Raw genomic sequence first — 24,447 nt, forward strand, 5'->3', positions numbered from 1 at the left:
CGGAAGTTCCTTGACCACCTCCGCGCGAGCGCGATGTCGGTTCGGCCCGGTGATTCGTTCGCCATGGGAGGCCTGGACGACCTCTGGCGCCGTCCCGAGCCGCAGCTCCTCCCCGTCCCCGCAACGGTGCGGGGTTTCCGCATCCGTATCGACCTGCAGCGCACGAAGCCGCCGGTGTGGCGACGGGTCGAGGTCCCCGGCGACATCCTCCTCCCCCGGTTGCACGAGCTGATCCAGGCGACGATGGGATGGACCGACAGCCACCTGCACCGCTTCCGCACGAGCAACGACCGAAGCCCTCCCGAGTTCCTCACCCAGTTCGACCTCGACGAGGGTCACGAGGGGATGCTCGAGGACGACGTGCGTCTCGATCAGCTCCTCTCTGCCGAGGGCGATCGGCTCTGGTACGACTACGACTCCGGCGATGACTGGAACCATGTGCTCCGCGTCGAGAAGGTGCTCGACGGCCCTCCTCCGGCTCCGACGTGCGTCGGCGGAAAGCTCGCCTGCCCGCCGGAGGACTGCGGCGGCGTCTGGGGCTACGCCGAACTCGCTGACTGGGTGCGCAGCGACTACGACGACGCGCTCCGCCCCGAGGTGTTCGACAGCACTGAGGAAGGTCGCGCATGGCTGCCCGCCGGCTGGCATCCCGACGCCTTCGACATGGATGAGACGAACGAATCGATCACCGCCGTGACCGCCGAGCCGATCCCGGACGTCGAGGAACTCGCGTCGCTGCTCGAGCTGTCTCGCAACCGCGGCGCACGAGGCCTGCGCACCGCTCTCGCGCATCCCTCCGCTTCCGGTACCACTGATATCGACGCAGACGATGCCGCCGAGCTCACCGAGCCGTTCCGTGTGCTGCTCGACGTTGTCGGGGACGGCGCGGCGCTCACCGGCGCCGGCTATCTGAAACCCGTCGTCGTCGAACAGATCGCACATCGCACGGGCATCACCGGATGGTGGATCGGCAAGGCCAACCGCGAGGACCTCACCTGGCCCGTCTGGGAGCTTCGCGCCACGGCACGGGCACTGGGACTCGTCTCGGTGCGAAAAGGCCGCATCGCTCCGACCCGGGCGATAGCGGCACGCCGGGATGATCCGCAGGCGATCCTGCGCCACATCACCGGCCGACTCCCACTCGGAACAACTCCCGCCGAGCGACATGCCGGATGGATAGCTCTCGCCGTCGTCGCGAATGAGACACCCGCTGAGCTGTGGGAGGAGAGCATCAGCGAACTCCTGTTCGGCCTCGGCTGGCGCGACCGTCAGGGTCCCTACCGCGCGCCCTCATCCGACAGCCCAACGCTCGACGCGCTCCGCCTCCTTGCCGGCGCGACGCGCGCGAACTGGAGACCCACGGGGGTGAACACGGCTGTCGCAGCGATCGCCCGGACCGTCATCCGGGCTAGAGCTGACGTCTAGACGACGTCACGCACCTTCGGGAAGTGGCAGGCCACGATGTGGCCGGGTTCGATCTCGACGGGCAGCGGCACCTCGACGGCGCACCTCTCGCTCGCCATGGGGCACCGCGTGCGGAACACGCAGCCCGACGGCGGATTCTGGGGGCTGGGCAGGTCACCCTGGAGCAGGATCCGCTCCCGGTCGCGGCGCGGCTCCGGCACCGGAACCGCGGACAGCAGCGCCTGTGTGTAGGGGTGCATGGGCCGCTCGTACAGCGCGTCGCGGTCGGCGATCTCCATCGTCTTACCGAGGTACATCACCATGACCCGGTCGGAGATGTGGCGCACCACGGACAGGTCGTGCGCGATGAAGACGTAGGCCAGGTCGCGCTCCTCCTGCAGGTCTTCGAGCAGGTTGATGACCTGCGCCTGGATGGACACGTCGAGCGCGGAGACCGGCTCGTCGCAGACGATGAGCTTGGGCTTCAGGGCGATGGCCCGCGCGACGCCGATGCGCTGGCGCTGGCCGCCGGAGAACTCGTGCGGGTAGCGGTTGTAGTGCTCGGGGTTGAGGCCGACGCGCTCCATCAGTTCCTGCACGGTGCGGCGGACGCCTCCCTCGGGTCTGATGCCCTGGATCAGGAACGGTGCGGCGATGATGGCGCCGATCGGGTGGCGGGGGTTCAGCGAGCCGAACGGGTCCTGGAAGACCATCTGCATCTCGCGGCGCAGGTGGCGCAACTCCTCGCCCTTGACGCCGGTGACGTCCCTGCCCTGGAACTCGATCCGCCCGCCGGTGGGCTCCAGGAGACGCAAGATCGTGCGGCCGGCGGTCGACTTGCCGCAGCCGGACTCCCCCACGACGCCGAGCGTCTCGCCGGAGTCGAGGGTGAAGCTCAGTCCGTCGACGGCCTTGACCGGATCACCCTCCCTGCGGATCAGCTTCTGCTGATAGGTCGGGAAGTGCTTCTTCAGGTCGTGCACTGCAAGCAGGCTCATGGTGTCTCCTACAGCCTCGGGGCGATCTGCTCGGCGAAGAGCTCGGCGCGCAGGGGCACCGGGATGTGGCAGCGCGAGTCGTGCTTCGGGTATGACTCGGCCAGCTCGGGCACGGCCACGTCGCAGGGTCGCGAGCCGAACTCGGTGAATGCACAGCGCGGGTTGAAGGCGCAGCCCGGCGGCACGTTGATCAGCGACGGCGGGTTGCCGACGACCGGCAGCAGCCGCTCCGACTTTGCCCGGTCGAGCCTCGGCATGGAGGTCAGCAGCCCCCAGGTGTAGGGGTGGTCGGGCTGGTGGAAAAGGTCGTCGACCTCGGCGTACTCCACGGCCTTCCCGCCGTACATGACCATGACGTCGTCGGCGATCTCGGCGACGACTCCGAGATCGTGCGTGATCATGATGATGGCCGAGCCGAACTCCCGCTGGAGGTCGCGCATCAGGTCGAGGATCTGGGCCTGGACGGTGACGTCGAGCGCGGTGGTCGGCTCGTCGGCGATCAGCAGCTCGGGGTTGTTGATCAGCGCCATGGCGATCATCGCCCGCTGCCTCATGCCGCCGGAGAACTCGTGCGGGTACTGGTCGAAGCGGCGCGACGGGTTCGGGATGCCGACGCGGCCGAGCATGTCGACGACGGTGGCGCGGGCGGCCTGCCGCGACACCTTCTCGTGGACGCGGATGGCCTCGGTGAGCTGCTTTCCGACCGTGTAGTACGGGTGCATCGCCGAGAGCGGATCCTGGAAGATCATCGCGAGCTTGCGGCCGCGGAGTCGGCGGAGTTCCTCGTCGCCGATGGCCAGCAGGTCGGTGCCGTCGAGCATCACGGAGCCGCTGACCTTGGCGCGGGTGCCGCGGTGCAGACCCATGATCGCGAGCGAGGTGACGGACTTGCCGGACCCGGACTCGCCGACGATGCCCAGCGTCTCGCCCTTGCGCAGCGTGAAGCTGAGACCGTCGACGGCGCGGACGACGCCGTCATCGGTCGGGAAGTGGACGGCCAGATCGTTGGCCTGCAGGAACGGTTCGCTCATCAGGCAACCTTCACTCTCGGGTCGATGAAGCCGTACAGGACGTCGACGATCATGTTGGCGATGACGACGAAGGCGGAGACGATCATCACCATCGCGACGATGGTCGGCAGGTCCATGTTGGTGACGGAGCGGACGGCCAGGAAGCCGAGGCCGTGCATCGAGAACACCGACTCGGTGATGATGGCGCCGCCGAGCAGTCCGCCGAGGTCGAGGCCGGCCGCTGTGACCAGCGGCGTCGTCGTGGCCCTCAGCCCGTGGCGGAACACGACGCGGGATCTCCGCACGCCCTTCGCCTTGGCCGTGCGGATGTAGTCCTCGCTGAGGGTCTCGATCATGTAGGCCCTCGTCAGGCGCACGTAGCTGGCGGCGTAGAAGAAGGCGAGCGTGATCCAGGGCAGGACCAGGTTCTGGGCCCAGGCGATCGGACTCTCGTGGAATGGCACGTAGTCAGGGATGGGGACCCAGCCCCACTTGATGGCCGGGAAGGTCAGCAGGATGAGGCCGACGAAGAAGGTGGGCAGCGAGAAGCCCGTGAGCGCCGCGCCGACGATGGCGCGGTCGGGCCATCGGCCCTTGGTGAGCGCCGCGATGATGCCGCCGCCGACGCCGACGAGGATCCACAGGATGAAGGCGCCCACTGCGATGGAGACGGACACGGGCCAGGCCTCGCCGACCATCTCGTTGATGGTGCGGTGCTGGCTCGGCGAGTAGCCGAGGCAGGGGGCGGCGCAGTGCACGACCTGCTCGGGGTTGGCCTCGCGGAGGGCCTCGTTGTCGGGGAAGTCGCGGCCCACGACGAGGCCGGCGACGAACTTGCCGTACTGGACGGCGACCGGCTGGTCGTAGCCGAGGGCGACGCGGTTGCCCTCGAGGATGGTGGGCGTGCAGTTCTTGCCGCAGGTGTATCTGGCCGGGTCGATCGGCGATGCGTAGAACAGCATGAAGGTGGTTGCCGTGATGAGAAACAGCATCACGACGACGGAGATCATCCGCCTGAGAATGTAGTAGAACACGCCCGCTCCTTGGCAGATGGGGGCGCGCCCGAAGGCGCACCCCCACCCGGTTTGTCTGTCAGATCAGCTCTTGACCGAGACGGTCGCGATGTCGTAGTAGCCGGTGAAGGTGCCGTTGACGTAGGCACCCTGCACGTTGCTGCCACGCACGAAGACGAACTGGTCGACGATCATCGGGATCACTGCGTAGTACTTCGTGACGGCGTCGGTGTCGAGCGCGGCCCAGGCAGCCTCACGCTCCGTGGCGTCGGCGATGGCGTAGGCCTTGTCGATGCCGGCGTTGAACTCGTCGTTGTCGAAGTAGCCGTAGTCCTGGCCGGGGCCACCCTCGCTGATCTGCGAGCGGCTGTCGAGGAGCTGCGGGATGACGGTGGATGCCGACGGGTAGTCCGCGCCCCAGCCGGCCCAGTAGACGTCGTACTTGTCGGCCGAGTCCGGGGACTGCAGCGTGCCGTAGTACTGCTCGGCGGGAATCCCGATCAGGTTCGTCTCGAAGCCGGCGGCGTCCCAGCCCTCCTTGAGGCCCGCGAAGATCTTGTCCATCGTGTCGTTCTTGCGGTACGCCACGTTGATCGACACCGGCAGGGTGTAGCCGGCGTCCTCGAGGAGCTTCTTCGCGGCGGCCGGATCGCCGGACTCACCGGCGAGCAGCGGGGTGTCCGGGAAGGCCGGGAGAGCGGGGTTGATCAGCGAGTTGGTCGGGCTGGCGACCTCCTCACCGCCACTCGCCGTGACGTAGGCCGAGCGGTCGGCGGAGAGCGCGAGGGCCTCGCGGGCCACCTCGTCGCTCATGACCTTCGACTTGAAGTTCGGCACGAGGTAGCGCGTGTAGGGCGAGGCGACGATGTCGGTGCGGTCCGAGGCCGACGTGGTGTTCGCGAGCGCGGTGACGGGGGCCGCGTCGAACGAGATGGCGTTCTTGTCGTCGCCCTGGTCGGCGATCAGGCGCTCGTAGACGACCTCCTGGGTCAGAGACTCGTCCCAGACGATCTGGTCGGGGTAGGCCTTGCGGACCTCATCGGTGGAGGCGTCCCAGTACTCGTTGCGCACGAAGGTGCCGCCGCTGTTCGGCGACCAGGTGCCCTCGAGCTTGTAGGGGCCGTTGGAGAAGATCTGGTAGTTCGACTTGTCGCCCTGGTCCTTGTCCTCTCGGAAGGCGCCGAAGGCCGTCATCGTGATGGTGCTGTTGAAGTCCATGACGGGCTGGTTCAGCTTGAACGTGATGACGTTGCCGTCGCAGCTGACGGCCTTGTCGTAGAGGTCCTGGCCCTCACCGCTGTAGGGGCCGGCGTACTGCGACGAGCCGTCGTCGTTCTTGGGGATGTCCAGGAACTGGATGGCGTAGTTGGGGCCGCCCGTGATGACGTCGACGGCATAGGTGCGGGAGATGCCGTACTTGTAGTCCTCGCAGGTGACGTCCTTGCCGTCCTCCCACTTGATGCCGTCCTTGAGCGTGAACGTCCAGGTCTTGCCGTCGTCACTCACGGTGCCGGTGTCGGTCGCGGCGTCGGCGACCAGCGTGGCCTGCTCCGTGTTGGAGTCGACGGCGGACCAGGTGGTCAGCGTGCGTGCGAAGGCGCGGTTGCCGAACTCGATGGCGGTGCCCACGTAGGTGCGCTGAGGGTCCCAGTGTTCGGTGGCGGTGCCGATGAGCAGGTTCAGGGTGCCGCCCGCTGTGGGTTCCGCCTCGGCTGCCGCCGCACCGGAGGGGCTTTCCGAAGACGTGGTGGACCCGCAGGCCGAGACCAGGCCTACGGCCATCAGTGCCGCGACCGCGGCGATCTTGCTACGCCTCATGGGCGCTCTCCTTCACTAGTGGTTGGGGATGGGAAGTAACAGGTGGGCGGCGTCACTGACGATCCGCCTTGGGGTCGAGCGCGTCGCGCAACCCGTCGCCGAGGAGGTTGAACGCGAGGACGACCAGGAACAGGGTGAGGCCGGGGAAGATGAAGTACGCGGGGTCGGACGTCGCGTAGTGCACCGAGTCGTTGAGGATCGACCCGAAAGACGGCGTCGGCGCCTGGATTCCGACGCCCAGGAACCCGAGCGCGGCCTCGGTCGCGATGTTCTGCGGCATCACGAGCGTCATGTACACGAGGATCGGGGCCCAGAGGTGCGGGAGCAGTTCCTTGAAGTAGATGCGTCCTCGGCCGGCGCCCAATGAGCGGGCCGCCTCGACGAACTCGCGCTCCTTGAGCGAGAGGACCTGGCCGCGGATGATGCGGGCGAAGTAGGGCCACCCGAAGAATCCCATCACCGCGATCATGAACAGCATGGACGCTGGCGTGCGCCCCACGCCGAGGGCCGACTGGAGGAGGTCGATCGTGATGGTGGACAGGGCGATGAGCATCAGGGTCTGCGGGAAGCTCAGCACGAAGTCGATGAGTCGGGAGAAGAACCAGTCGACCTTGCCGCCCGCCGTGCCAGAGACGATGCCGATGATCGTGCCGAGCACCACGGAGATCGCGACGGCGGAGGTCGCGACCACGAGCGAGACGGTGAGCCCGGACAGCACGCGCGAGAGCAGGTCGCGGCCGGTGCCAGGCTCCACCCCCATCGGGTGCTCCCAGGAGACGCCGCCGAAATCCCCGATCGGCAGCGACCCGAGCCCGCCGACGAGGTCGCTGTTGTTCAGGTAGGGGTTGATGATCCCGAAGCGAGTCATCAGGGGTGCGGTGAGCGCAAGCAGGACGAACAGCACCGCCACGCCGAAGGCCACCATGGTGACCTTGTCCCGGACCAGTCTGGTCCGCACGATCTGCCACGGCGTACGGCCTGCGATGGCCACCGCTCCGTCGCGGGCATCCGCAACGGGATCGGACGCCTCGGCGGCGCGCGCTGTGTCGGCTGACATGTGTTCTCCTCACTGCCCTGCTCCTCGAAGCAGGGCGGCGAGCACAAGTTAGCGAACCAGAGGTGACCGGTAGGGAACGTGCGTGTAACAGTCACGTTGCGATGTGTTCAACGAATCGCGAAATCGGGCTGCGGGAGCCGAGCGCCGTAGGTGCCAGCCCGGGCCGGGAGAACCGATGCACGCCCCAGTTCGGCGTCGCGTCAGGAGAGGTCGAACGTCACGTGATGCAGGCCGTCGTCGTCGATCTCCAGGCGGAGCACTCCCCCGACCTCGGCCAGTTCGCCGGTGCCGGAACCGGGCACGATCTCGTAGCGCAGGTCCTGCACCCCGCCCCGCATGGATCCGAACTGGTGGAAGGACACTGTCCCCCGACGCCCCGCGAGCACGCCGTCGAAAACCTCGAGGGCGACGTAGCCGGCCGTGCCGTCGACGGGGGTGCCGGCCGACATCATCAGCCCGCTGCTGACACCCTCGACGTCGCCGGACCATCGCTTGGTGAAGTCGAAGCGCCCGGTACCGGGCAGCAGTCCCTCTGCGGGCGTGATCTCGATCTCGAATGTTGCGACGACAGCCATCGGTCCTCCTCGACCAGGGTCCTGCCCCCAGCGTAGGCCGCCAAGCCCCGCCGCGGGAGCCTCGATTGTGCATCGCGTCCCCAGACCTGCTAGTGTTTCGTGTCGCGCCCCGAAAGGGAACGCACCACTCGTCCGGGTGGCGGAATAGGTAGACGCGCTAGCTTGAGGTGCTAGTGCCCGTTAAGGGCATGGAGGTTCAAGTCCTCTCTCGGACACCAGCGAAACCCCCAGTTGACAAGGCAGATCGCCGAGTCGGCTGGGGTCTTTTCATGCCCAGATCCGCCAGCCGCTTCGCACGAAGGGCACGGCAGGGGCACGTCGACGCCAGCCCTCGCTCCGGCAGGGCGCACATCACGGGACCGTGCACTCCTCCGGTTCTGAATCCACCGGCCTGCCCGAAGGATCTGTTCAATTTCAAGGCTTGTTCAGATATATTGAACGCATGGATCTTTTGAACGCCAGTGGGGACCAGCTGGCACGCGATGTCCAGCGAGGTCTGGTCCGCGCTGGGCTCAGGGATGTCACCGCGCTGTCGGTGGACCCCAAGGCGGGGCGGCGACTCATCCTGCGCCGCGGACCCCATCTGTATCGGATGGAGGTCCGACCGGCAGTCGGGCTCACCGAGGTCCCCTCCGCAGAACCGGGCTGGATCACGCTCGTCGTGGACAACCGGTTCGACGACACCAGAGCCCGACAGCTCACGGACATGGGCGTGAGCTTCCTGGACGACCGAGGCAACGTCCATCTGGCCCTCGATGGAGCGACGGTCGCCCTCACGGCCGGCCGCACCGAGGCGCCAGTTGCTGCCCCCGCCGGCCCCGCAGGCCAACGGGGAGCAGACACACTTGCCCTGAACCGCGCCAGCCACCGGGTGGCCTTCGCACTGCTGTGCAGACCGACGTTGGCCGGGGGCCCGATCCGGGAGCTCGCCGCCGCCGCGAAGGTGTCCGTCGGCACCGTGCACAACACCCTGGCGCAACTTGCCTCCGCCGGATTCCTGCTTGACGGAGACCTGCATGACACGGGCCGCCTGCTCGATACGTGGGCCGAGGCTTACCAACGGCTGACCGTTCGCTCCCTGAGCGACCGCGCCCTCTACGCGCCTGATGGGAACTGGCCAGGGGCCCTGGCCCAGGAGCCGCAGGACATGCTTCTCGGCGGCGCCGCGGCTGCGGCCCTTCTCGACGATCACTTCCGGGCCACGGACGGGCTCGTCTACACCGCCGAGCTCGGGCCGGCGGTGACCCGCCTGCGTCTGACAACCGCGGTGACCGCCTTCCCTGTCGAGGTCCGGCAGCGCTTCTGGGGCGACGGCCTGCCATCACCCCGGGCCGACCTGACGCCGTCGATCCTGATCTACGGTGATCTGCTCCGCGACAACGATGCCCGCTCCGTGGAGATGGCCGCCCGATTGAGGAGCAGCGATGCGCACCTTCGCACCCTTGACCGGTAGCGACCTGCCGGTCCCCGGCGATCTTCTCGACGCGCTGGTCGACGCCCTGGGCGCCCCCGGGAACTGGGTACTCATCGGCGCGACCGCTCGTGATCTCGCTCTGGTTCTCGGCCAGGTCTCGCTCCCCCGACGCGCCACCAACGACGTCGACGTCGCCGTGGCCGCACTGGACGCGGTCGATTTCGACACGACGCTCGAGACCATCGGCGAGTCCACTCGCGCCTGGCAGCGCCGACGCTTGCTGGGGCACCAGGTCGACATCGTGCCGTTCGGACCTCTGGAGAGCGATGGCGAGGTCATCATCCACGAGGCGAGCCTCACGGTCATCGGCTGCGCGGAAGCTGCGGCATTCGCAGACCATGTGCGCCTGCCCTCGGGGAGACTGCTTCCCGTCGCCCCACTGGAGCTCATCTCCGTGCTGAAGCTCATCGCATTCGCAGAGCGCCAGCCGGCCCAGACCAAGGATGCCGACGATCTCCTGACCGTACTTCGAGCCGCGTCGGAGGGCAGCTACGGCGATGAGACCTGGGTCGATGCGGCATCCCTGGCCGCGACCGACTTCGATCACGAGCTCGCCAGCGCTCACCGGCTCGGCCGCCGGGCCATCTCATGCTTTTCCTCAGACCGCGCGGCCACATTGCTGATGGTGGCCAATCGCATCCAACCAGCCTTGCGACTCGCGTGGCGAGGGAAACACGACGCTCTCCTCGAGGCCTGGCTCGCGGGCATGAACACCCACGACCACACCCGCTGACCGCCGGTTGCCCCCGGTGTGAGCGGCGCCACCGAGAGGGCGCTCGGCTCAGGCGTCCCAGACGCCCGTGGCCGCTGTCCGGCGCGCAAAGACCGAGAAGCCCAGCGGGTCGCGGCGCCTGTCGCGTCGCGCGCCCCGGCGGCGAGCTTCTCCTCCGCGGTTGCCCGAGCCACGGCCATCCACTCGGCATCCTCGGGACAGATCTGCTCGGCGATGAGTTGCGCCTCGACGGACTTGCTCGGGCCGACCTTCCAGAACATGCCGACTGGTGGGCCGAAATCGGGGCCAGGTGTCTGGAGGACTCCGGGTTCAGCGGCGACCCCAGCGGAGCCTGCCGGGTCACTCAGCCGCGTCCAGGCATCTCCCGCATCAACCCAGTCGGCGTCCAGTCGATCGGGATTCCAACGAGCGGGGGCGGAGCAAGGATCTCCAATGGCCGAACCGGAAGACCCCTTTCCTCCGATCCCGCATCGACGGAACGGAACTCATCCCACCACGGAATCGAAGGTAGTTCAGATAGCTGGACATCCACACGCATTGAGTGACCAGCTTGTGCACAACGCCGGGGGTCAGCGGGTCCGGGACAGGCTTTCCCCATCGTGAGACCGGGACGAGTCCGGGATTGATCACCTGACTGGCCACAGGGTACGGCTTGGACCGCCGCGAACAGTGGAATCAGCCGAGCCCCGGAGCAGCGCCGGGCAATCTTCACGAAGATCGAGTTGCGCTTCGCGCAGTTCCGCTGACGGTGCTACCCACACCATTCCGGCGGGGAGGGTTTCTCGCGACCGCGTACTGTTGTGCCCTGACAGCGACGAGGGAGTACGCACATGGGACTGTTCAGCAAGCTCTTCGGCGGCGAGGAGGCGGCCGAACCATCGACGACCGCATTCAGCCGCGACGCGGTGCGTGAGCCGGTCGAGCGGCTCATCGCCGCGCTCGACGCCCTGACCGCCGAGATGAAGACCGACGCGTCGAAGCTGCACAACCCGGGCTGGCAGGGCCGCATCAAGGACCTCCGCGGTTCCTCGGGCTCGCTGTCCCTGCTGGTCCGCAACCCCGGCTTCGAGAAGGACGACCTCTTCGAGGTCCTCTCCACCGTCCGCCCCCTCTACCGGGGCGAGCCGACCGAGCATGTCGAGCACCTGCACCATCTGAACCAGGAGGTTGTGGACGCGATCGAGGGCGTGCACGCCGCCTCAAGGGCGTCCGTCTAGGACACACGTCAGGCCGGCAACTGGTCTGACCGAACGACGGGCACCCCTGGTCTGCGCTTCTCCTACGCGCCATAGTGGAGCATGGCGAATTTCGCGGACACCGCTGCTATCAACCTCCGCCTCGGGCTCCTCGGCATCCCCCTGCCTGACGAGGGGCTGGCCGGGCAGGCCGCCGATCTGGTGCGGCCCATCCTTGCCCGACAGCGTGAGCTCAGTCGTCGGCTGCAGAACCGGCTGCCCGCCGTGGATGCCCGGATCCAGACCTTCCTCGACGCTTATCTGGAGGGCACCGGCACCGCGCCGGCTCTGCCGCGCCAGACACTCGTGCTCGACCAGGCCGGACTTGCCCGGCAGATGAGCCTCCCCGTCGACGGGGACACCTTCACCTCGGAGACCCTGTCGAGCTACCGGCTGGTCAACGGCATCCTGCACAACCCCGCCAACGACCGCCGCACCACCAAGGGCGTCTTCCACATTGCCGAGGGTGGCCTGCCCATCCAGGACGACAAGCTCGCCGTCCCCCGCGCCGTGTTCGGCAGGCTGCTGGAGCACGCCTTCAACCCGCCCGCGGACTCCATGGTCCTGCCCTACACGTCCGCGCAGGAACCCCAGCCTCGCTGCTGGGTCTCGCTGCTGCTGCGCCCCGTCGTCGTGCCCAACGTGCCGGGCTACACCGACGAGGTGTCGATGGAGACGCGCTTCTTCGCGCCCGCGACTCTGATGGCCAACCTCGACTTCGTCGAGGGGATCTTCCGCAACGGCGGGGACCCGTACCTGCCCGAGAACGACGCCTCCCTGAACCCCGAGTCGTGGACGGGCCACTCGGGCCTGGTCGTGCTGGCGCCGCACCTCACGAAGCTCACGAAGAAGGAGCTCGGGCTCCCCCACGTCGACGACGCCACCGAGCGCCAGAAGCGCGACGGCATGTGCTGGAGCGACCCCGAGGAGCGCTACAACGGCGGCTCCGCGTTCAAGGCGTGCGCGCGCGACGAGCGCGGCGTGATCGTCACGGTGATCGCCGACAACTACTTCGGCTACTGCAAGAAGGAGGTCAAGGCCCAGATCAGCTACTCGGCCAACCTCCTCGGCCGCGTCGAGGAGGAGCACTCGGGCGGCGCCATCGCCTTCCCCCGCTACAACCTCGGCCAGACGTTCACCGACAAGTACGCCGACCCGAGCTACACCATCGACGAGGTCATCGCCCGCGACGCCGACCGGTTCGAGCAGCAGGCCGAGGGCCACGCCATCGACCTCGAGCACCCCGACGTCGTGCTCGTGCCCGAGCGCTCCACCTTCTCGCTGCGCGACCTCTCGGTCACCTGGGAGCGGGGCGGCGAGCAGTTCAGCATCCCGCTGCGCGCCGCGACCCACTACATCGGCCCCGACGGATACATCGTCGAGCTGACACACCTGGCGGCCGACGGTGAGCAGTGGACCCTGGTGGGCACCTCCCCCGTCGCCACCTCCTGCCACAAGCCCGCCACGGTCTCGGGCGGCGGCAAGTCGGAGATCTCCAAGTCCATCACCGACGCGTTCGTGCAGGGCAACGCGTACATCGCGGACTTCGCCGACGACATGGCCAAGGTCGCCGACATCATCGACCGCGACTACTCCACCAGGTTCATCCAGCCGCCTGACAAGGACAGCCGGCCGCTGCTGTCGGACGCCCGCAGCGTCGGGTCCGTCATCAAGCTGTTGACCCCGTCGGACGAGTACACGCAGGAGTACAACGCGTGGCTCGAGAGCATCGAGCATCACATCAAGGAACTGGTCTTCGTCGTCAAGCGGTTCTACCGCCCCGAGTGGGGCGGCGACTGGGCCAGCCACTTCTCCGTCGGCCGCATCAACGGCCGCGCCGGGCACGCCCTCCGCCTCGACGGCGACAAGATCGTCGTGAACATGCTGCGCGTCGGCTTCGCCCCCGACGGCTCCTGGCGCCTGTTCGGCCTGCGGCACGACTTCCACCCCGCGGCCAAGGTACAGACCGAGGACGACATTACCGCCAGCATCGTGGTGCCGGGAGCCGTGGCCGGGCGCGAGGACGGGCTCTCGCGCAAGTACGTCACCAACTGCGAGCAGTTGCTGTTCCAGCGCCCCGACGACGCCATCCACCGCGGCTACGACAAGCAGGCGGAGGCGGACATCGCCGGCGGCCCATTCCTGAGCAACTTCGAGCCGCTGACCACCAAGGACGCCCGTGCCCTCGTGGAAGACGCCATCGCGTTCTCGCAGTTCACGCGTCCGATGCAGGACCTCATCCGCCAGGTCGCCGACGGCCACGCGAAGGCCCCGTTCTTCGTCAGCTCCGCGAACCCGCGCATCGTGAACGGCGCCAGGTCCAAGAACCCCCGCTACCTGCAGGTGCGCCCCGACCACTCCCGCCCCGACGAGACCGCGCTGGCGGACCTCGCGGCCCACATGTTCCGCAGGCTGCCCGTGTCGGCGGATCTTCGGCTCCCCGTCGACGTGGTGGCGGCGGGCCGCCGCAACAACGCCGCGGAGGAGGGCGTGCCGCCGCTGTGCTGCTACGCGCCGCTGCACTACCTGGAGCTGCCGGAGCTCTTCATGGAGTTCATCTCGTCGATGACCGGCAAGTCGCCGTCGACGACCGGGGCCGGCTCCGAGGGCGCCATGACGAAGGGGCCTTTCAACGCGCTTCCATCGGTCGTCGACCTCAACGCGGCCTTCCTGTCCTTCGCGCTGACCGGCTACGACGGCTGGCTGTCGTCCGCCGGCGTGATCGGTCCCAGCGTCCGCGTCGACCACGACATCTCGCTGCTGATCCCGGAGCTGTTCTCGCGCATGTCCCCCGCAGAGCGCAGCGCGGCCCACCTGATCGAGGAGGGCGCCCTGGAGCGCATCGGCGACTTCCGCGCCGGCGACGAGCTGATCGAGGCGAGCCGGCTCGGGTACCGCATCACGGAGCGGTTCCAGACGAAGTACTTCGGCCGCATCTTCATGCACCCGCACGTGGTGTTCACGGAGAACATGCTGCGCCCGGAGCTGCAGGACGAGGCCGCCTACGCCGAGTCCGTCCGCACGATCGTCACGACGCATCAGCGGGTGGCGCAGTCGTACTTCGACGACGGCACCATCGCCCTGGCCGTCCCGCCGCTGAAGGCGCTGCTGGAGATCATGGCCCACGGCGCCTCATCGGAGGGGTGGACGCTGGCGGACCCGGAGTTCCGGGCGCTGTTCGACCGCGAGACCGTGCTGGCGTCCGCCTGGTACGCCGAGCGGCTGCTGACGCAGGCGAACCAGATGGCCCTGCACGCGGAGCGGGCCGTGGGTGCGATGAAGCGGTTCGTGGAGGAGCCGACCAACGCGGCCGCGGCCGCGCGGCTCGGGATCGTGGAGAAGATCTCCGCGATGCAGTCCGCCCTGGCGGACGCCAGTTCCCCGGAGGCGCCGGAGCGCCTGAAGGGAACGCTGGGGAGGCAGGTCAGCTGGCGGCTCGGCTGAGCGCCTCCGCCACGACGTCGAGCGTGAGCTGGTCGAGGCTCTCCACCACGGTGGCCTCGGCCAGCAGTTCGGCGCTCGGCGGGTGGAAGTGCGGGGGGACGGCGACGACCGCCATGCCTGCGGCCAGCGCCGAGCGGATGCCATTGGGGGCGTCCTCGACGGCGACGGCCTCGCCGGGCGCGACGCCCAGCAGCTCACACGCCCGCAGGTAGCCGTCCGGCGCGGGCTTCCCGCGCTCGACCTCCTCTGTGGAGACGGTGGCCTGCAGCAGGTCTCCGATGCCGAGCGCCTCGACGGCCGCGTCGATCAGGACCCGCGGCGACGAGCTGGCGATCGCCACCGGGTAGCGGTCCGCCATCCGCCGCACCGCCTCGACGGCGCCGGGGAGGACATCGACGCCGGCGCGGTGGTGCGCGGCCATCGCCTCGATGGTCAGCCGGGCCGCCTCATCGGGCGTCACGGGGAGGCCCACAGCGTCGACGAGGTAGGCGCTCCATTCCTGCGTGCTCATGCCCATCATCGCCTGCGTGGCCCCGTCCGGCCAGGCCAGCCCCGCGTCGCGGGCGAGGCCGCGCCGGACGATGTCCCAGCTCTCCTCCGTGTCGATCAGGGTGCCGTCGAGGTCGAAGATGATCGCTGCCATGCGCCTCAGCCTAGCCTCCGGGACGGGAGGGAGAACTCCCCGTCCCCGCTGAGCTGCAGCCATCCGCTCTCGATCAGCTGCTGGGCCCCGTCCAGCACGTCGATGATGCGCTGGCCCGTCCGCGCCGACAGCTGCGCAGCCGTCACCCGCTCCCCGCTGCCGACTGCCTCCCGCAGCTCGCGCAGCGGTCCGGGCAGCCGGTCGATCGGCACGGACTCTCCCCTCGAGGACTCCTCAGGCACGGAGCCCGGAGGGGCGAGCAGCGCCCGGATCTCGTCGGCGCTTGTCACGAGAGTGGCCTCCGCGTCGCGGATCAGCCGGTGCGGGGTGACCGACAGCGACGACGTGACTGGGCCGGGCACGGCCGCGACAGGCCGGCCGAGTGCGGCGGCCCAGGAGGCCGTGTTTTTCGCCCCCGACCGCGCGGCGGCCTCCACCACCACGACGATGCCCGACAGCGCGGCGATGATCCGGTTCCTCGCGAGGAAGGCGTGCCTGCTCGGCCGTTCCCCCGGCGGTAGCTCGCTGATCAGGGTCCCGGAGGCCGCCACCGACTTGGCGAGGCGCGCGTGGGCGCTGGGGTAGGGCTCGTCGAGGCCTCCGGCCAGCACCGCGTGCGTGATCCCGCCAGCGCCGAGCGCGCCGCGGTGAGCGGCGGCGTCGATCCCGAAGGCCAGCCCCGATACGACCGGGTGCCCCGCCGCGGCGAGGTCGGCGGCCAGCCCGACTGCAGTGTGCTCTCCGTAGCTCGTGCAGGCCCTGGCGCCGACCAACGCGACGGCGCGGTCCACGGCGCCCAGGTATTCGCCCCGCAGCCAGAGCCCCGCCGGCGTCCCTCCCATGCCCGCCACCTCTACGTGTTCCAGGTCGGCCAGCGGCGCGGGCCACTCCTCGTCACCCGGCATGATGAACCGGGCCCCACACGCCTGGCCCGCCGCGGCGACGGCCGCCGGATCGACCACCGCCGCCCGGCGCCCGAACGTCGACGACTCGCCCTCCGCGACGAGCGCCTCCCAGAGCTCGGCCGCTCCGAAGTCCTGCCAGGCCCTGGCCAGCGCCGGGGAACTCCAGGCCTTCAGGGCACAGAGCCCCATCCGGGCCATCCGTTCGCGGTTCACGCCGCGCTCCGCGCGCTGCCCAGCCGTAGCTGGAGCGCCGCCCGCACCTCGCGCCCGCCGGGCACGTCGCGGCCTGACATGTCGGTCAGGGTCCAGGCGACCTTCAGGACCTTGTCGACGCCGCGCATGCTCAGCCGGCCGCGCTCGAGGGCGTTATTGAGGGCGCCGAGATCCTGCGGCAGCGGGAGGTGTCTGCGCAGGTACGGCCCGGGGATCTCGCCGTTGGTGCTCCACGGGGTGCCGCGGAGTCGCCGCGCCTGCCGGTCCCTGGCCTCCAGAACCCGCTGCAGCACCGTGGAGCTGGGCTCGGGAGCGGACTCCCCCAGGTCGGCCAACACCCGGTTGACCCCGGTCATGTGGTGCCGCAGATCGATCCGGTCCATGATGGGGCCGCTCAGGCGGTCCTGGTATCTGCGCACCTTGACGGCGTCGCAGCGGCACTCCGCCCCGGCCACGCCGTGCATGCCGCAGGGACAGGGGTTGGCGGCGAGCACGAGCAGGAACCGTGCGGGAAAGCGCGCGGACGCCCGCGCCCTATTGACGGTGATCCAGCCACCCTCGAGCGGCGTGCGCAGCGCGTCCAGCTTCGGGCCGAAGTCGGGCGCCTCGTCCAGGAACAGGACCCCGCGGTGGGCCAGCGAGATCTCGCCGGGGCGCAGTTCGCCCGATCCCCCGCCCACCAGCGCGACCGGCGTCACCGTGTGGTGCGGGTCCGCGAACGGTGGCCGGGTCACGAGCCCGTCCAGCCTCCGCCCCGCCAGCGAGTGCACCGCGGACACCTCGACCGACTCGTCGAGGGTGAGGTCGGGCAGGATGGATGGGAGACGCGACGCCAGCATCGTCTTTCCGACGCCCGGCGCGCCGTGCAGGAACAGGTGGTGCCTGCCCGACGCGGCGACCTCCAGCGCGAAGCGCCCGTCCGCGTGGCCGATGACGTCGGACAGGTCCGCGTGCCCGTCGGCGCGGTCCTCGGCAGGCAGCCAGGACGGATCCGCCGACTCCGTCGGGTTGTCCACCGGCTTCCCGTTGAGGATCAGCGCCACCTCCTGCAGCCGTCCGGCTGCCCACACGGTCAGGCCAGGCACCAGCGAGGCCTCGTCCTGCTGCCCCGTCGGCACGATGGCGTGGTCGAACCCCGCCCTGGCCGCCGCGAGCAGCGCGGGCAGCACCCCGCGCACGCGGCGCACGCGCCCGTCGAGGCTGAGCTCCCCCAGCAGCACCGTCCGCGACAGCAGCCCGGGCCGGACGCCGCCCTCCGCGGCCATGGCCGCCACGGCGATGGCCACGTCGTAATGCGAGCCCATCTTCGGCAGGCTGGCCGGCGACAGGTTGATGGTGACCAGCTGGGGCGGGTACGGCAACCCCTCGGCTGCGACGGCGGCCTTGACCCGATCCTTGGCCTCCGACAGCGCCTTGTCCGGCAGCCCGACCAGCAGCGTCCGGGGTAGCCCGCCGCCCTTGGCCGCCTCCACCTCGACGGGCACGCCGTCGATGCCGGACAGCGCGACCGACCATGCCGATGGCCTCACCGCTCCTCGATCCCGCGGGCGTGGATCAGCTCCGGATCTTTGCCCGGCGGCCACAGGACGCCGATCGCGTCGACCCGCAGCAGGCGCACGTGGGCCCGGGCGCCCTTCGCGTAGATCGCCGCGAGTCGCCGCAGCCGCCTGGCCTTCTCGAAGGTGATGGCGTCGAGGGGATGACCGTAGCCCAGGCCCGAGCGTGACTTCACCTCCACGATCACCAGCGCCCCGGCCTCGTGGTCGAGCGCGACGATGTCCGCCTCGCCCTCCGGGCAGCGCCAGTTACGGGTCAGAATCGTCCACCCGAGCCCCGCCACATACGCTGCGGCGAGGTCCTCCCCCCTACGGCCGAACTCGGCCCGCGCGTTGCACATCGCATCCACCTCCATCTCAGTGATGGCGGATCCGGGCGCGCAAATGCCAGCCGGCTACGCGGCTGTGGACAGATCCAGGGTCAGGAGGCCGGGGAGTCCTGGTCGGGCACCTGCAGGTCCGAGTGGACGATCTCCTCGATGGAGACGTCTCGGAACGTCAGGACCTTGGCGGACTTCACGAAGCGCGCCGGTCGGTACATGTCCCACACCCAGGCGTCCCCCATGGACACCTCGTAGTACACGTCACCGCCCTCGGTCCGGACCTTCAGGTCGACGGCGTTGCACAGGTAGAACCGGCGTTCGGTCTCCACCGCGTAGGTGAAGATGCCGACGACATCCTTGTACTCGCGGTACAGGTCAAGCTCCAGCTTGCTCTCGTACTGCTCCAGGTCTTCGGCGCTCATGATTGGACCACTCTAGCGCTCCGCACGACGTTGTCGAAGCACCACCGGTGGATAGCGGATGGCCCGTGCTCGTCGAGGGCGCGTTGGTGCACAGCCGTGCAGTAGCCCTTGTGCACCGCGAAGCCGTACTCCGGGTACAGGGCGTCGTAGTCGACCATGATGCGGTCCCGGGTGACCTTCGCGATGATCGAGGCGGCGCTGACGCAGGCGGCGACCTTGTCACCCTTCCACATCGACACGGCGGGCACGCCGAGGCCATCGACGGCAAAGCCGTCGGTGATGACGAAGCTCGGAGCCACGTCCAGGCGCAGGACGGCGCGTCGCAGGCCGTGCAGGTCGGCCTGGTGCATGCCCAGTTCGTCGCACTCCCCCGGCTCGACGATGGCGACGGCGACGGCGACGGCCTCCCGACGGATGACGTCGTAGAGCCGGTCGCGCGCCCTGGCGGTGATGGCCTTGGAGTCGTCGAGCCCCTCGATGGGCCGACGCGGGTCAAGGATGGCCGCGGCAGCGACCAGTGGCCCGGCGCAGGCGCCGCGGCCTGCCTCGTCCGCTCCGGCGACGGGGCCGAGGCCGGCGCGGTCCAGCGCCCGCTCGTAGCTGTAGGCGCCACGCCCGAGGCGGATCATCAGCAGCCGGACTCCACGTGGATGAGCTCGGGATCCTCCGGGGCGGGTTCGGTCGCGTCGGGTACCGTCTCGTAGGTCGAGGGCAGCTGGAAGGTCGCCAGGCGGTCGAGCGGCGCGACGATCGCCACCGAAGCGCCGACGACGTTCTCGATCGGCACGAAGGCGCTCTCACCGGGGTTCTGGGACACGTCCGCCAGGCGGCAGCGCGAGTCGTTGGACGCGTTGCGGTGGTCGCCCATCACGAAGATGTGGTCGGACGGCACGACGATGTCGAACGGCACGGTGCTCGGGGCCACCTGCACGCCGTCCTGCGCGTACAGGTACGAGGTCTCGTCGAGGACCTGACCGTTGACCTCGATGCTGCCGTCGTCGGTGGTACGGACGTGGTCGCCCGGCATCCCGATGACGCGCTTGATGAGGTGCTCGGTCCCGGAGTTCGGCAGCACGCCGACGAACTCGAGGGCCTGCTTGATCGCGTTGGGCTCCTCGGTCACGGGAGTCAGCCAGTTGCCGGGGTCCTCGAACACGACGACATCGCCGCGCTGGAAGCCGCCGAACTTCGCGACCAGAACACGGTCGTTGACCTGCAGCGTGTTCTCCATCGACCCGGACGGGATCACGAACATCTGCCCCACGAACGTGCGGATCAGCGTCGCGATCACGATGGCACCGACGACAACGAGCACGCCCTCCAGCAGCCAGCCGAGCAGCCGACGCCCGACGGACGGGGCCTTCGGCTCGGGCGCGTCAGTCTCGCCGGAGGTTGTGCCTGATTCCACGGATCGTCCTTCTTCGGGTGTCGGGTCTGAGCATACCGCCGCGACCCGGAGTCACGACGACACGAGCCGCCGGGTCGGATTCGACCCGGCGGCTCGTGGAAGATGAAGGTTCAGCGTCGGTGACGCTGGACGATCAGCGCTTCTCCTTGATCTTGGCGGCCTTGCCGCGCAGCCCACGCAGGTAGTAGAGCTTGGCGCGACGGACGTCACCGCGACGCTCGACCTCGATCTTCTCGATGATCGGGGAGTTCACCGGGAAGGTGCGCTCGACTCCGACACCGAAGGACACCTTGCGGACCGTGAAGGCCTCCTGCACGCCGGCAGCGTTGCGCGCGATGACGACGCCCGCGAACACCTGCACACGCGACCGAGTGCCCTCGACAACACGCACGTGCACCTTGACGGAGTCGCCGGCGCGGAACTCCGGGACGTCGTCGCGGAGCGCGGCCTTGTTGATCTCCTGGATCAGGGGATTGGTCATGGTTCTCACCTTTTCCGTCAGTGCCATAGGTCACCGCGGCCATTAGTTTCGATGCGACTCGTCCGGGACGGACCCCCCATGGCAGGAGCCCGGGCGCGCCGCTGTCACCCCCTGGCAGGGAGCAACGACTCTCCATTATGGCAGAGGGGCACCAGAGGGGAAAATCCTCAGGGGACACGTCAGGGGCGGCACCGAAGTGCCGCCCCTGCGATGTGGCTCAGTCTCTGATGACTACTGCTTGCCGTCGCCCTTGAACAGCGACTTGATGAGGTCGCGGTTGAGGTGGGCGATGGACTCGAGCGGGATGCCCTTGGGGCAGACCGCGGCGCACTCACCGATGTTGGTGCAGTTGCCGAAGCCCTCCTCGTCGTGCTGCGCGACCATGGCCTTGACGCGACGGTAGCGCTCGGGCTGGCCCTGGGGCAGCATCGCGAGGTGCGTGATCTTCGCCGACGTGAACAGCATGGCGGAGCTGTTCGGGCAGGCGGCGACACACGCACCACAGCCGATGCACGTCGCGTTGTCGAACGCGACGTCCGACTCCCGCTTCGGCGCCGGGGTGGCGTGAGCGTCGGGGGCCGAACCGGTGTTGCTCGAGATGAAGCCGCCGGCCTGGATGATGTGATCCAGGGCAGTGCGGTCCACGACGAGGTCCTTGATCACCGGGAACGCGCCCGCGTGCCACGGCTCGATGTCGATGGTCGCGCCATCGGCGAACGAGCGCATGTGCAGCTGGCAGGTGGTGGTGGCGGAACCGCCGTGCGCGACGCCGTTGATGACGACGCCACACATGCCGCAGATGCCCTCGCGGCAGTCGTGGTCGAAGGCCACCGGCTCCTGGTTCGCGTTCGTGAGCTGCTCGTTGAGAAGGTCAAGCATCTCCAGGAACGACATGTCCTCGGACACGCCATCCAGGTCGTACTCGACCATCTTGCCGGCGGCGTTGGCGCCGGCCTGACGCCAGATACGTAGCTTGAGCTTCACTTGTAACTCCGTTGCTTCAGTTCGATTGCCTTGTAGACGAGCGGCTCGCGGTGCAGCACGGGCTTGGCGTTGTCGCCTGCCCACTCCCACGCGGCGACGTAGCAGAACTCGTCGTCGTGGCGGAGGGCCTCGCCGTCCTCGGTCTGCGACTCGGCGCGGAAGTGACCGCCGCAGGACTCGCGGCGGTGCAGCGCGTCGACGCACATGAGCTCACCGAGCTCGAAGAAGTCGACGAGACGGCCGGCGCGCTCCAGGGCCTGGTTGAAGTCCTCGTTGACGCCCGTGACGCGGACGTTCTTCCAGAACTCCTCCTTCAGCTCGCGGATGAGACCGATGGCCTTCTTGAGGCCCTCCTCGGTCCGGTTCATGCCGCAGTACTCCCACATGATGTGGCCGAGTTCCTTGTGGAAGGAGTCGACCGAGCGGGTGCCCTGCACGGCGAGCAGCGCGTCGATACGGGCCTGGGCGGCATCGCGGGCCTCGACGACGGCCGGGTGGTCGTCGGCAAGCTTGTCGAACGGGGCATCAGCGAGGTAGTCGTTGATGGTGTTCGGCAGAACGAAGTAGCCGTCGGCGAGACCCTGCATCAGCGCGGAGGCGCCGAGGCGGTTCGCACCGTGGTCGGAGAAGTTCGCCTCACCGGTCACGTACAGGCCGGGGATGGTGGACTGCAGGTCGTAGTCGACCCAGAGGCCGCCCATGGTGTAGTGCACCGCCGGGTAGATGCGCATCGGCACCTCGTAGGGGTTCTCACCGGTGATCTGCTGGTACATGTCGAAGAGGTTGCCGTACTTATTCTCGACAGCCTTCTGACCGAGGCGGTTGATGGCGTCGGAGAAATCGAGGTAGACGCCACGGCGCATCATGCGCTCCTCGCCACCCTCGGTGACCTCCTTCACGGCGGGGCCGACACCGCGGCCCTCGTCGCACATGTTCTTCGCCTGACGCGACGCGATGTCGCGGGGAACCAGGTTGCCGAATGCCGGGTAGATGCGCTCCAGGTAGTAGTCGCGATCCTCCTCGGCAATCTCGCGCGGATCCTTGGCGCAGTCCTCGGCCTTCTTGGGCACCCAGATGCGGCCGTCGTTACGCAGCGACTCCGACATCAGGGTCAGCTTCGACTGGGTCTCGCCGTGCACCGGGATGCAGGTCGGGTGGATCTGCGTGTAGCAGGGGTTCCCGAAGTAGGCTCCCTTGCGGTGGGCGCGCCAGTTGGCGGTGACGTTGCAGCCCATCGCGTTGGTGGACAGGAAGAACACGTTGCCGTAGCCACCCGTGGCGAGCACGACGGCGTCAGCGGTGTAGGTCTCGACCTTGCCGTTGATCATGTTGCGGGTCACGATGCCGCGGGCCTTGCCGTCGACGACGATCAGCTCGACCATCTCGTGGCGGGTGTACATCTTGACGGTGCCGGCGGCGACCTGACGCTCGAGCTGCTGGTAGCAGCCGATCAGCAGCTGCTGACCCGTCTGGCCACGCGCGTAGAAGGTGCGCTGCACCTGGACGCCACCGAACGAACGGGTATCCAGCAGGCCGCCGTACTCGCGGGCGAACGGGACGCCCTGCGCGACGCACTGGTCGATGATGTTCGCGGAGACCTCGGCGAGGCGGTAGACGTTCGTCTCGCGGGCGCGGTAGTCGCCGCCCTTGACCGTGTCGTAGAACAGACGGTGCGTCGAGTCGTTGTCGTTGCGGTAGTTCTTCGCAGCGTTGATGCCGCCCTGGGCGGCGATCGAGTGGGCGCGTCGCGGGCTGTCCTGGTAGCAGAAGTTGAGGACGTTGTAGCCGGCCTCACCCAGGGTCGCGGCGGCGGCGCCACCGGCAAGGCCGGTGCCGACGATGATGACGCTCAGCTTGCGGCGGTTGGCCGGGTTGACCAGGCGGGCCTGGAACTGGCGGGTCTGCCACACCTTGTCGATGGCAACCTGCGGCGCCTTGGTGTCACAGATGTCCTCGCCCTCGGTCCAGAACTGGCCGGTCAGCGGTGCGGTGGTGATGGCGTCGGTCATCAGATCACTCCGATCAGAATTGCGATGGGCATGCTCATGAAGCCGACGAACAGGGCGACAGCGACGATGATGCCGAGGACGTTGAGGACCTTGCGCGCGTTCGGGCTGGTGTTGCCACCGAGCGTGTTGAACGCGCTGAAGAACCCGTGCCGCACGTGCATGCAGATCAGCACCATGCAGATCGCGTAGATCAGCACCATCCACCACTGCTCGAACGCGTAGTGGACCATGACGCTCGGCTTGGCCGGGTCGGTCTCGCCGAACTGCGCCGGGATGATCGTGAACTGGAGCAGGTGGAAGATGATGAAGGCCAGCACGATGACGCCGCCCCAGCGCATGGTGCGCACGGAGTAGGTCGAGGCCTGACGCTTGTAGTTGACGTACTTGTCACCACGGTTCGCGATGGTCTGGCGCGACAGCGTCGCCGCGGCCCAGACGTGCGCACCGACCGCGACGAGCATCACTGCGCGGAAGACGATGATGAACTGACCGGCAGGCATGAGCGGGTACATGATGCCGCCCTCATGGTCGATGCCGTTCTCCGCGAGGCCCTTGAGCCAGTGCGCGTAGTGATCGTAAGCCTCGGGGCTGACGAACATCTTCAGGTTGCCGTACATGTGCACGAGGAGGAACACGATCATGATCAAGCCGGACACCGCCATGATGACCTTCTTGACGACCGTGCTTCTCAACGCTCGTTGATGAATAGTGAGAGTTGTTGCCACGCGCCTCACTCTAGCCA

The 24,447-nt window shown here is 68.5% G+C and carries 22 protein-coding genes and 1 tRNA gene; 6 read left to right on the top strand and 17 right to left on the bottom strand.

Annotation, left to right across the window (positions count from 1 at the left end; genetic code table 11):
• Positions 1 to 63 precede the first annotated feature (63 nt).
• Positions 64 to 1,425 (top strand): plasmid pRiA4b ORF-3 family protein, encoded by a 1,362-nt coding sequence (locus QH948_RS08930; RefSeq protein ID WP_281144088.1) that lies wholly within the window; start codon positions 64 to 66, stop codon positions 1,423 to 1,425.
• Here QH948_RS08930 and QH948_RS08935 read toward each other — a convergent pair.
• The 6 genes from QH948_RS08935 to QH948_RS08960 all read right to left on the bottom strand — a co-directional run bounded on the left by QH948_RS08935 (position 1,422) and on the right by QH948_RS08960 (position 7,875).
• Positions 1,422 to 2,402, bottom strand: a complete 981-nt coding sequence (locus QH948_RS08935; protein ID WP_281144089.1) for an ABC transporter ATP-binding protein — start codon at positions 2,400 to 2,402, stop codon at positions 1,422 to 1,424. The two genes, QH948_RS08930 and QH948_RS08935, sit on opposite strands and share 4 nt — an antisense overlap.
• A gap of 8 nt (positions 2,403 to 2,410) precedes the next feature.
• On the bottom strand, positions 2,411 to 3,433 hold the full coding sequence (locus QH948_RS08940) for an ABC transporter ATP-binding protein (protein ID WP_281144090.1): 1,023 nt from the start codon (positions 3,431 to 3,433) through the stop codon (positions 2,411 to 2,413).
• Positions 3,433 to 4,446 (bottom strand): ABC transporter permease, encoded by a 1,014-nt coding sequence (locus QH948_RS08945; protein ID WP_281144091.1) that lies wholly within the window; start codon positions 4,444 to 4,446, stop codon positions 3,433 to 3,435. Before QH948_RS08945 ends, QH948_RS08940 begins: the two co-directional genes overlap by 1 nt.
• 63 nt (positions 4,447 to 4,509) lie before the next feature.
• Positions 4,510 to 6,243, bottom strand: coding sequence for an ABC transporter substrate-binding protein (locus QH948_RS08950; protein ID WP_281144092.1), 1,734 nt, complete (start codon positions 6,241 to 6,243; stop codon positions 4,510 to 4,512).
• Positions 6,244 to 6,295: 52 nt separating this feature from the next.
• Positions 6,296 to 7,300: an ABC transporter permease gene (locus tag QH948_RS08955; protein WP_281144093.1), complete on the bottom strand. Its 1,005-nt coding sequence runs from the start codon at positions 7,298 to 7,300 to the stop codon at positions 6,296 to 6,298.
• Between the two features lie 200 nt (positions 7,301 to 7,500).
• Positions 7,501 to 7,875 carry a DUF3224 domain-containing protein gene (locus QH948_RS08960; protein WP_281144094.1) on the bottom strand — a complete coding sequence of 125 codons (375 nt, stop codon included), beginning with the start codon at positions 7,873 to 7,875 and terminating at the stop codon, positions 7,501 to 7,503.
• Between the two features lie 130 nt (positions 7,876 to 8,005).
• Between QH948_RS08960 and QH948_RS08965 the strand changes: the two genes are divergently transcribed.
• From QH948_RS08965 to QH948_RS08985, 5 genes are all read left to right on the top strand, one after another.
• Positions 8,006 to 8,093, top strand: a tRNA-Leu gene (locus tag QH948_RS08965).
• Between the two features lie 224 nt (positions 8,094 to 8,317).
• Positions 8,318 to 9,328, top strand: coding sequence for a type IV toxin-antitoxin system AbiEi family antitoxin (locus QH948_RS08970; RefSeq protein WP_281144095.1), 1,011 nt, complete (start codon positions 8,318 to 8,320; stop codon positions 9,326 to 9,328).
• On the top strand, positions 9,300 to 10,082 hold the full coding sequence (locus QH948_RS08975) for a hypothetical protein (RefSeq protein ID WP_281144096.1): 783 nt from the start codon (positions 9,300 to 9,302) through the stop codon (positions 10,080 to 10,082). Before QH948_RS08970 ends, QH948_RS08975 begins: the two co-directional genes overlap by 29 nt.
• 830 nt (positions 10,083 to 10,912) lie before the next feature.
• A complete protein-coding gene (locus tag QH948_RS08980) occupies positions 10,913 to 11,299 on the top strand; it encodes a hypothetical protein (RefSeq protein WP_281144097.1) in 387 nt (128 codons plus the stop codon).
• A gap of 81 nt (positions 11,300 to 11,380) precedes the next feature.
• Positions 11,381 to 14,761 carry a PPi-type phosphoenolpyruvate carboxykinase family protein gene (locus QH948_RS08985; RefSeq protein ID WP_281144098.1) on the top strand — a complete coding sequence of 1,127 codons (3,381 nt, stop codon included), beginning with the start codon at positions 11,381 to 11,383 and terminating at the stop codon, positions 14,759 to 14,761.
• On the opposite strand, the gene QH948_RS08990 is transcribed toward QH948_RS08985, so the two are convergent.
• The 11 genes from QH948_RS08990 to QH948_RS09040 form a co-directional block, all read right to left on the bottom strand.
• Positions 14,742 to 15,404: an HAD family hydrolase gene (locus QH948_RS08990; RefSeq protein WP_281144099.1), complete on the bottom strand. Its 663-nt coding sequence runs from the start codon at positions 15,402 to 15,404 to the stop codon at positions 14,742 to 14,744. The two genes, QH948_RS08985 and QH948_RS08990, sit on opposite strands and share 20 nt — an antisense overlap.
• A gap of 5 nt (positions 15,405 to 15,409) precedes the next feature.
• Positions 15,410 to 16,522 (bottom strand): DNA-processing protein DprA, encoded by a 1,113-nt coding sequence (dprA, locus tag QH948_RS08995; protein WP_281144100.1) that lies wholly within the window; start codon positions 16,520 to 16,522, stop codon positions 15,410 to 15,412.
• A complete protein-coding gene (locus QH948_RS09000) occupies positions 16,519 to 18,051 on the bottom strand; it encodes a YifB family Mg chelatase-like AAA ATPase (protein ID WP_498371057.1) in 1,533 nt (510 codons plus the stop codon). The genes dprA and QH948_RS09000 overlap by 4 nt, the downstream gene beginning before the upstream one ends.
• Positions 18,048 to 18,419 carry a YraN family protein gene (locus tag QH948_RS09005; RefSeq protein WP_281144101.1) on the bottom strand — a complete coding sequence of 124 codons (372 nt, stop codon included), beginning with the start codon at positions 18,417 to 18,419 and terminating at the stop codon, positions 18,048 to 18,050. The genes QH948_RS09000 and QH948_RS09005 overlap by 4 nt, the downstream gene beginning before the upstream one ends.
• An 80-nt stretch (positions 18,420 to 18,499) precedes the next feature.
• Positions 18,500 to 18,823, bottom strand: coding sequence for a DUF2469 domain-containing protein (locus QH948_RS09010; protein WP_219083773.1), 324 nt, complete (start codon positions 18,821 to 18,823; stop codon positions 18,500 to 18,502).
• Positions 18,820 to 19,452, bottom strand: a complete 633-nt coding sequence (locus QH948_RS09015) for a ribonuclease HII (protein ID WP_281144102.1) — start codon at positions 19,450 to 19,452, stop codon at positions 18,820 to 18,822. Before QH948_RS09015 ends, QH948_RS09010 begins: the two co-directional genes overlap by 4 nt.
• Positions 19,452 to 20,231 (bottom strand): signal peptidase I, encoded by a 780-nt coding sequence (gene lepB / locus QH948_RS09020; protein WP_281144103.1) that lies wholly within the window; start codon positions 20,229 to 20,231, stop codon positions 19,452 to 19,454. The genes QH948_RS09015 and lepB overlap by 1 nt, the downstream gene beginning before the upstream one ends.
• A 133-nt stretch (positions 20,232 to 20,364) precedes the next feature.
• Positions 20,365 to 20,712 (bottom strand): 50S ribosomal protein L19, encoded by a 348-nt coding sequence (gene rplS, locus QH948_RS09025; protein WP_219083771.1) that lies wholly within the window; start codon positions 20,710 to 20,712, stop codon positions 20,365 to 20,367.
• Between the two features lie 231 nt (positions 20,713 to 20,943).
• A complete protein-coding gene (locus QH948_RS09030; protein WP_219083770.1) occupies positions 20,944 to 21,696 on the bottom strand; it encodes a succinate dehydrogenase/fumarate reductase iron-sulfur subunit in 753 nt (250 codons plus the stop codon).
• Positions 21,693 to 23,705, bottom strand: a complete 2,013-nt coding sequence (locus tag QH948_RS09035; protein ID WP_281144104.1) for a fumarate reductase/succinate dehydrogenase flavoprotein subunit — start codon at positions 23,703 to 23,705, stop codon at positions 21,693 to 21,695. Before QH948_RS09035 ends, QH948_RS09030 begins: the two co-directional genes overlap by 4 nt.
• Positions 23,705 to 24,430, bottom strand: a complete 726-nt coding sequence (locus tag QH948_RS09040) for a succinate dehydrogenase cytochrome b subunit (RefSeq protein ID WP_281144105.1) — start codon at positions 24,428 to 24,430, stop codon at positions 23,705 to 23,707. Before QH948_RS09040 ends, QH948_RS09035 begins: the two co-directional genes overlap by 1 nt.
• Positions 24,431 to 24,447: the final 17 nt, after the last annotated feature.

The organism is Tessaracoccus lacteus (genome assembly GCF_029917005.1).
GTDB classification, from domain to species: domain Bacteria; phylum Actinomycetota; class Actinomycetes; order Propionibacteriales; family Propionibacteriaceae; genus Arachnia; species Arachnia lactea.

What these genes read in the sequence shown, in the direction of transcription:
- QH948_RS08930 (WP_281144088.1), top strand. Translation starts at nt 64, where the DNA reads ATGGGAGGCCTGGACGACCTCTGGCGCCGTCCCGAGCCGCAGCTCCTC.
- QH948_RS08935 (WP_281144089.1), bottom strand. Translation starts at nt 2,402, where the DNA reads ATGAGCCTGCTTGCAGTGCACGACCTGAAGAAGCACTTCCCGACCTAT.
- QH948_RS08940 (WP_281144090.1), bottom strand. Translation starts at nt 3,433, where the DNA reads ATGAGCGAACCGTTCCTGCAGGCCAACGATCTGGCCGTCCACTTCCCG.
- QH948_RS08950 (WP_281144092.1), bottom strand. Translation starts at nt 6,243, where the DNA reads ATGAGGCGTAGCAAGATCGCCGCGGTCGCGGCACTGATGGCCGTAGGC.
- QH948_RS08955 (WP_281144093.1), bottom strand. Translation starts at nt 7,300, where the DNA reads ATGTCAGCCGACACAGCGCGCGCCGCCGAGGCGTCCGATCCCGTTGCG.
- QH948_RS08960 (WP_281144094.1), bottom strand. Translation starts at nt 7,875, where the DNA reads ATGGCTGTCGTCGCAACATTCGAGATCGAGATCACGCCCGCAGAGGGA.
- QH948_RS08970 (WP_281144095.1), top strand. Translation starts at nt 8,318, where the DNA reads ATGGATCTTTTGAACGCCAGTGGGGACCAGCTGGCACGCGATGTCCAG.
- QH948_RS08975 (WP_281144096.1), top strand. Translation starts at nt 9,300, where the DNA reads ATGCGCACCTTCGCACCCTTGACCGGTAGCGACCTGCCGGTCCCCGGC.
- QH948_RS08980 (WP_281144097.1), top strand. Translation starts at nt 10,913, where the DNA reads ATGGGACTGTTCAGCAAGCTCTTCGGCGGCGAGGAGGCGGCCGAACCA.
- QH948_RS08985 (WP_281144098.1), top strand. Translation starts at nt 11,381, where the DNA reads ATGGCGAATTTCGCGGACACCGCTGCTATCAACCTCCGCCTCGGGCTC.
- QH948_RS08990 (WP_281144099.1), bottom strand. Translation starts at nt 15,404, where the DNA reads ATGGCAGCGATCATCTTCGACCTCGACGGCACCCTGATCGACACGGAG.
- QH948_RS09005 (WP_281144101.1), bottom strand. Translation starts at nt 18,419, where the DNA reads ATGTGCAACGCGCGGGCCGAGTTCGGCCGTAGGGGGGAGGACCTCGCC.
- QH948_RS09010 (WP_219083773.1), bottom strand. Translation starts at nt 18,823, where the DNA reads ATGAGCGCCGAAGACCTGGAGCAGTACGAGAGCAAGCTGGAGCTTGAC.
- QH948_RS09015 (WP_281144102.1), bottom strand. Translation starts at nt 19,452, where the DNA reads ATGATCCGCCTCGGGCGTGGCGCCTACAGCTACGAGCGGGCGCTGGAC.
- rplS (WP_219083771.1), bottom strand. Translation starts at nt 20,712, where the DNA reads ATGACCAATCCCCTGATCCAGGAGATCAACAAGGCCGCGCTCCGCGAC.
- QH948_RS09035 (WP_281144104.1), bottom strand. Translation starts at nt 23,705, where the DNA reads ATGACCGACGCCATCACCACCGCACCGCTGACCGGCCAGTTCTGGACC.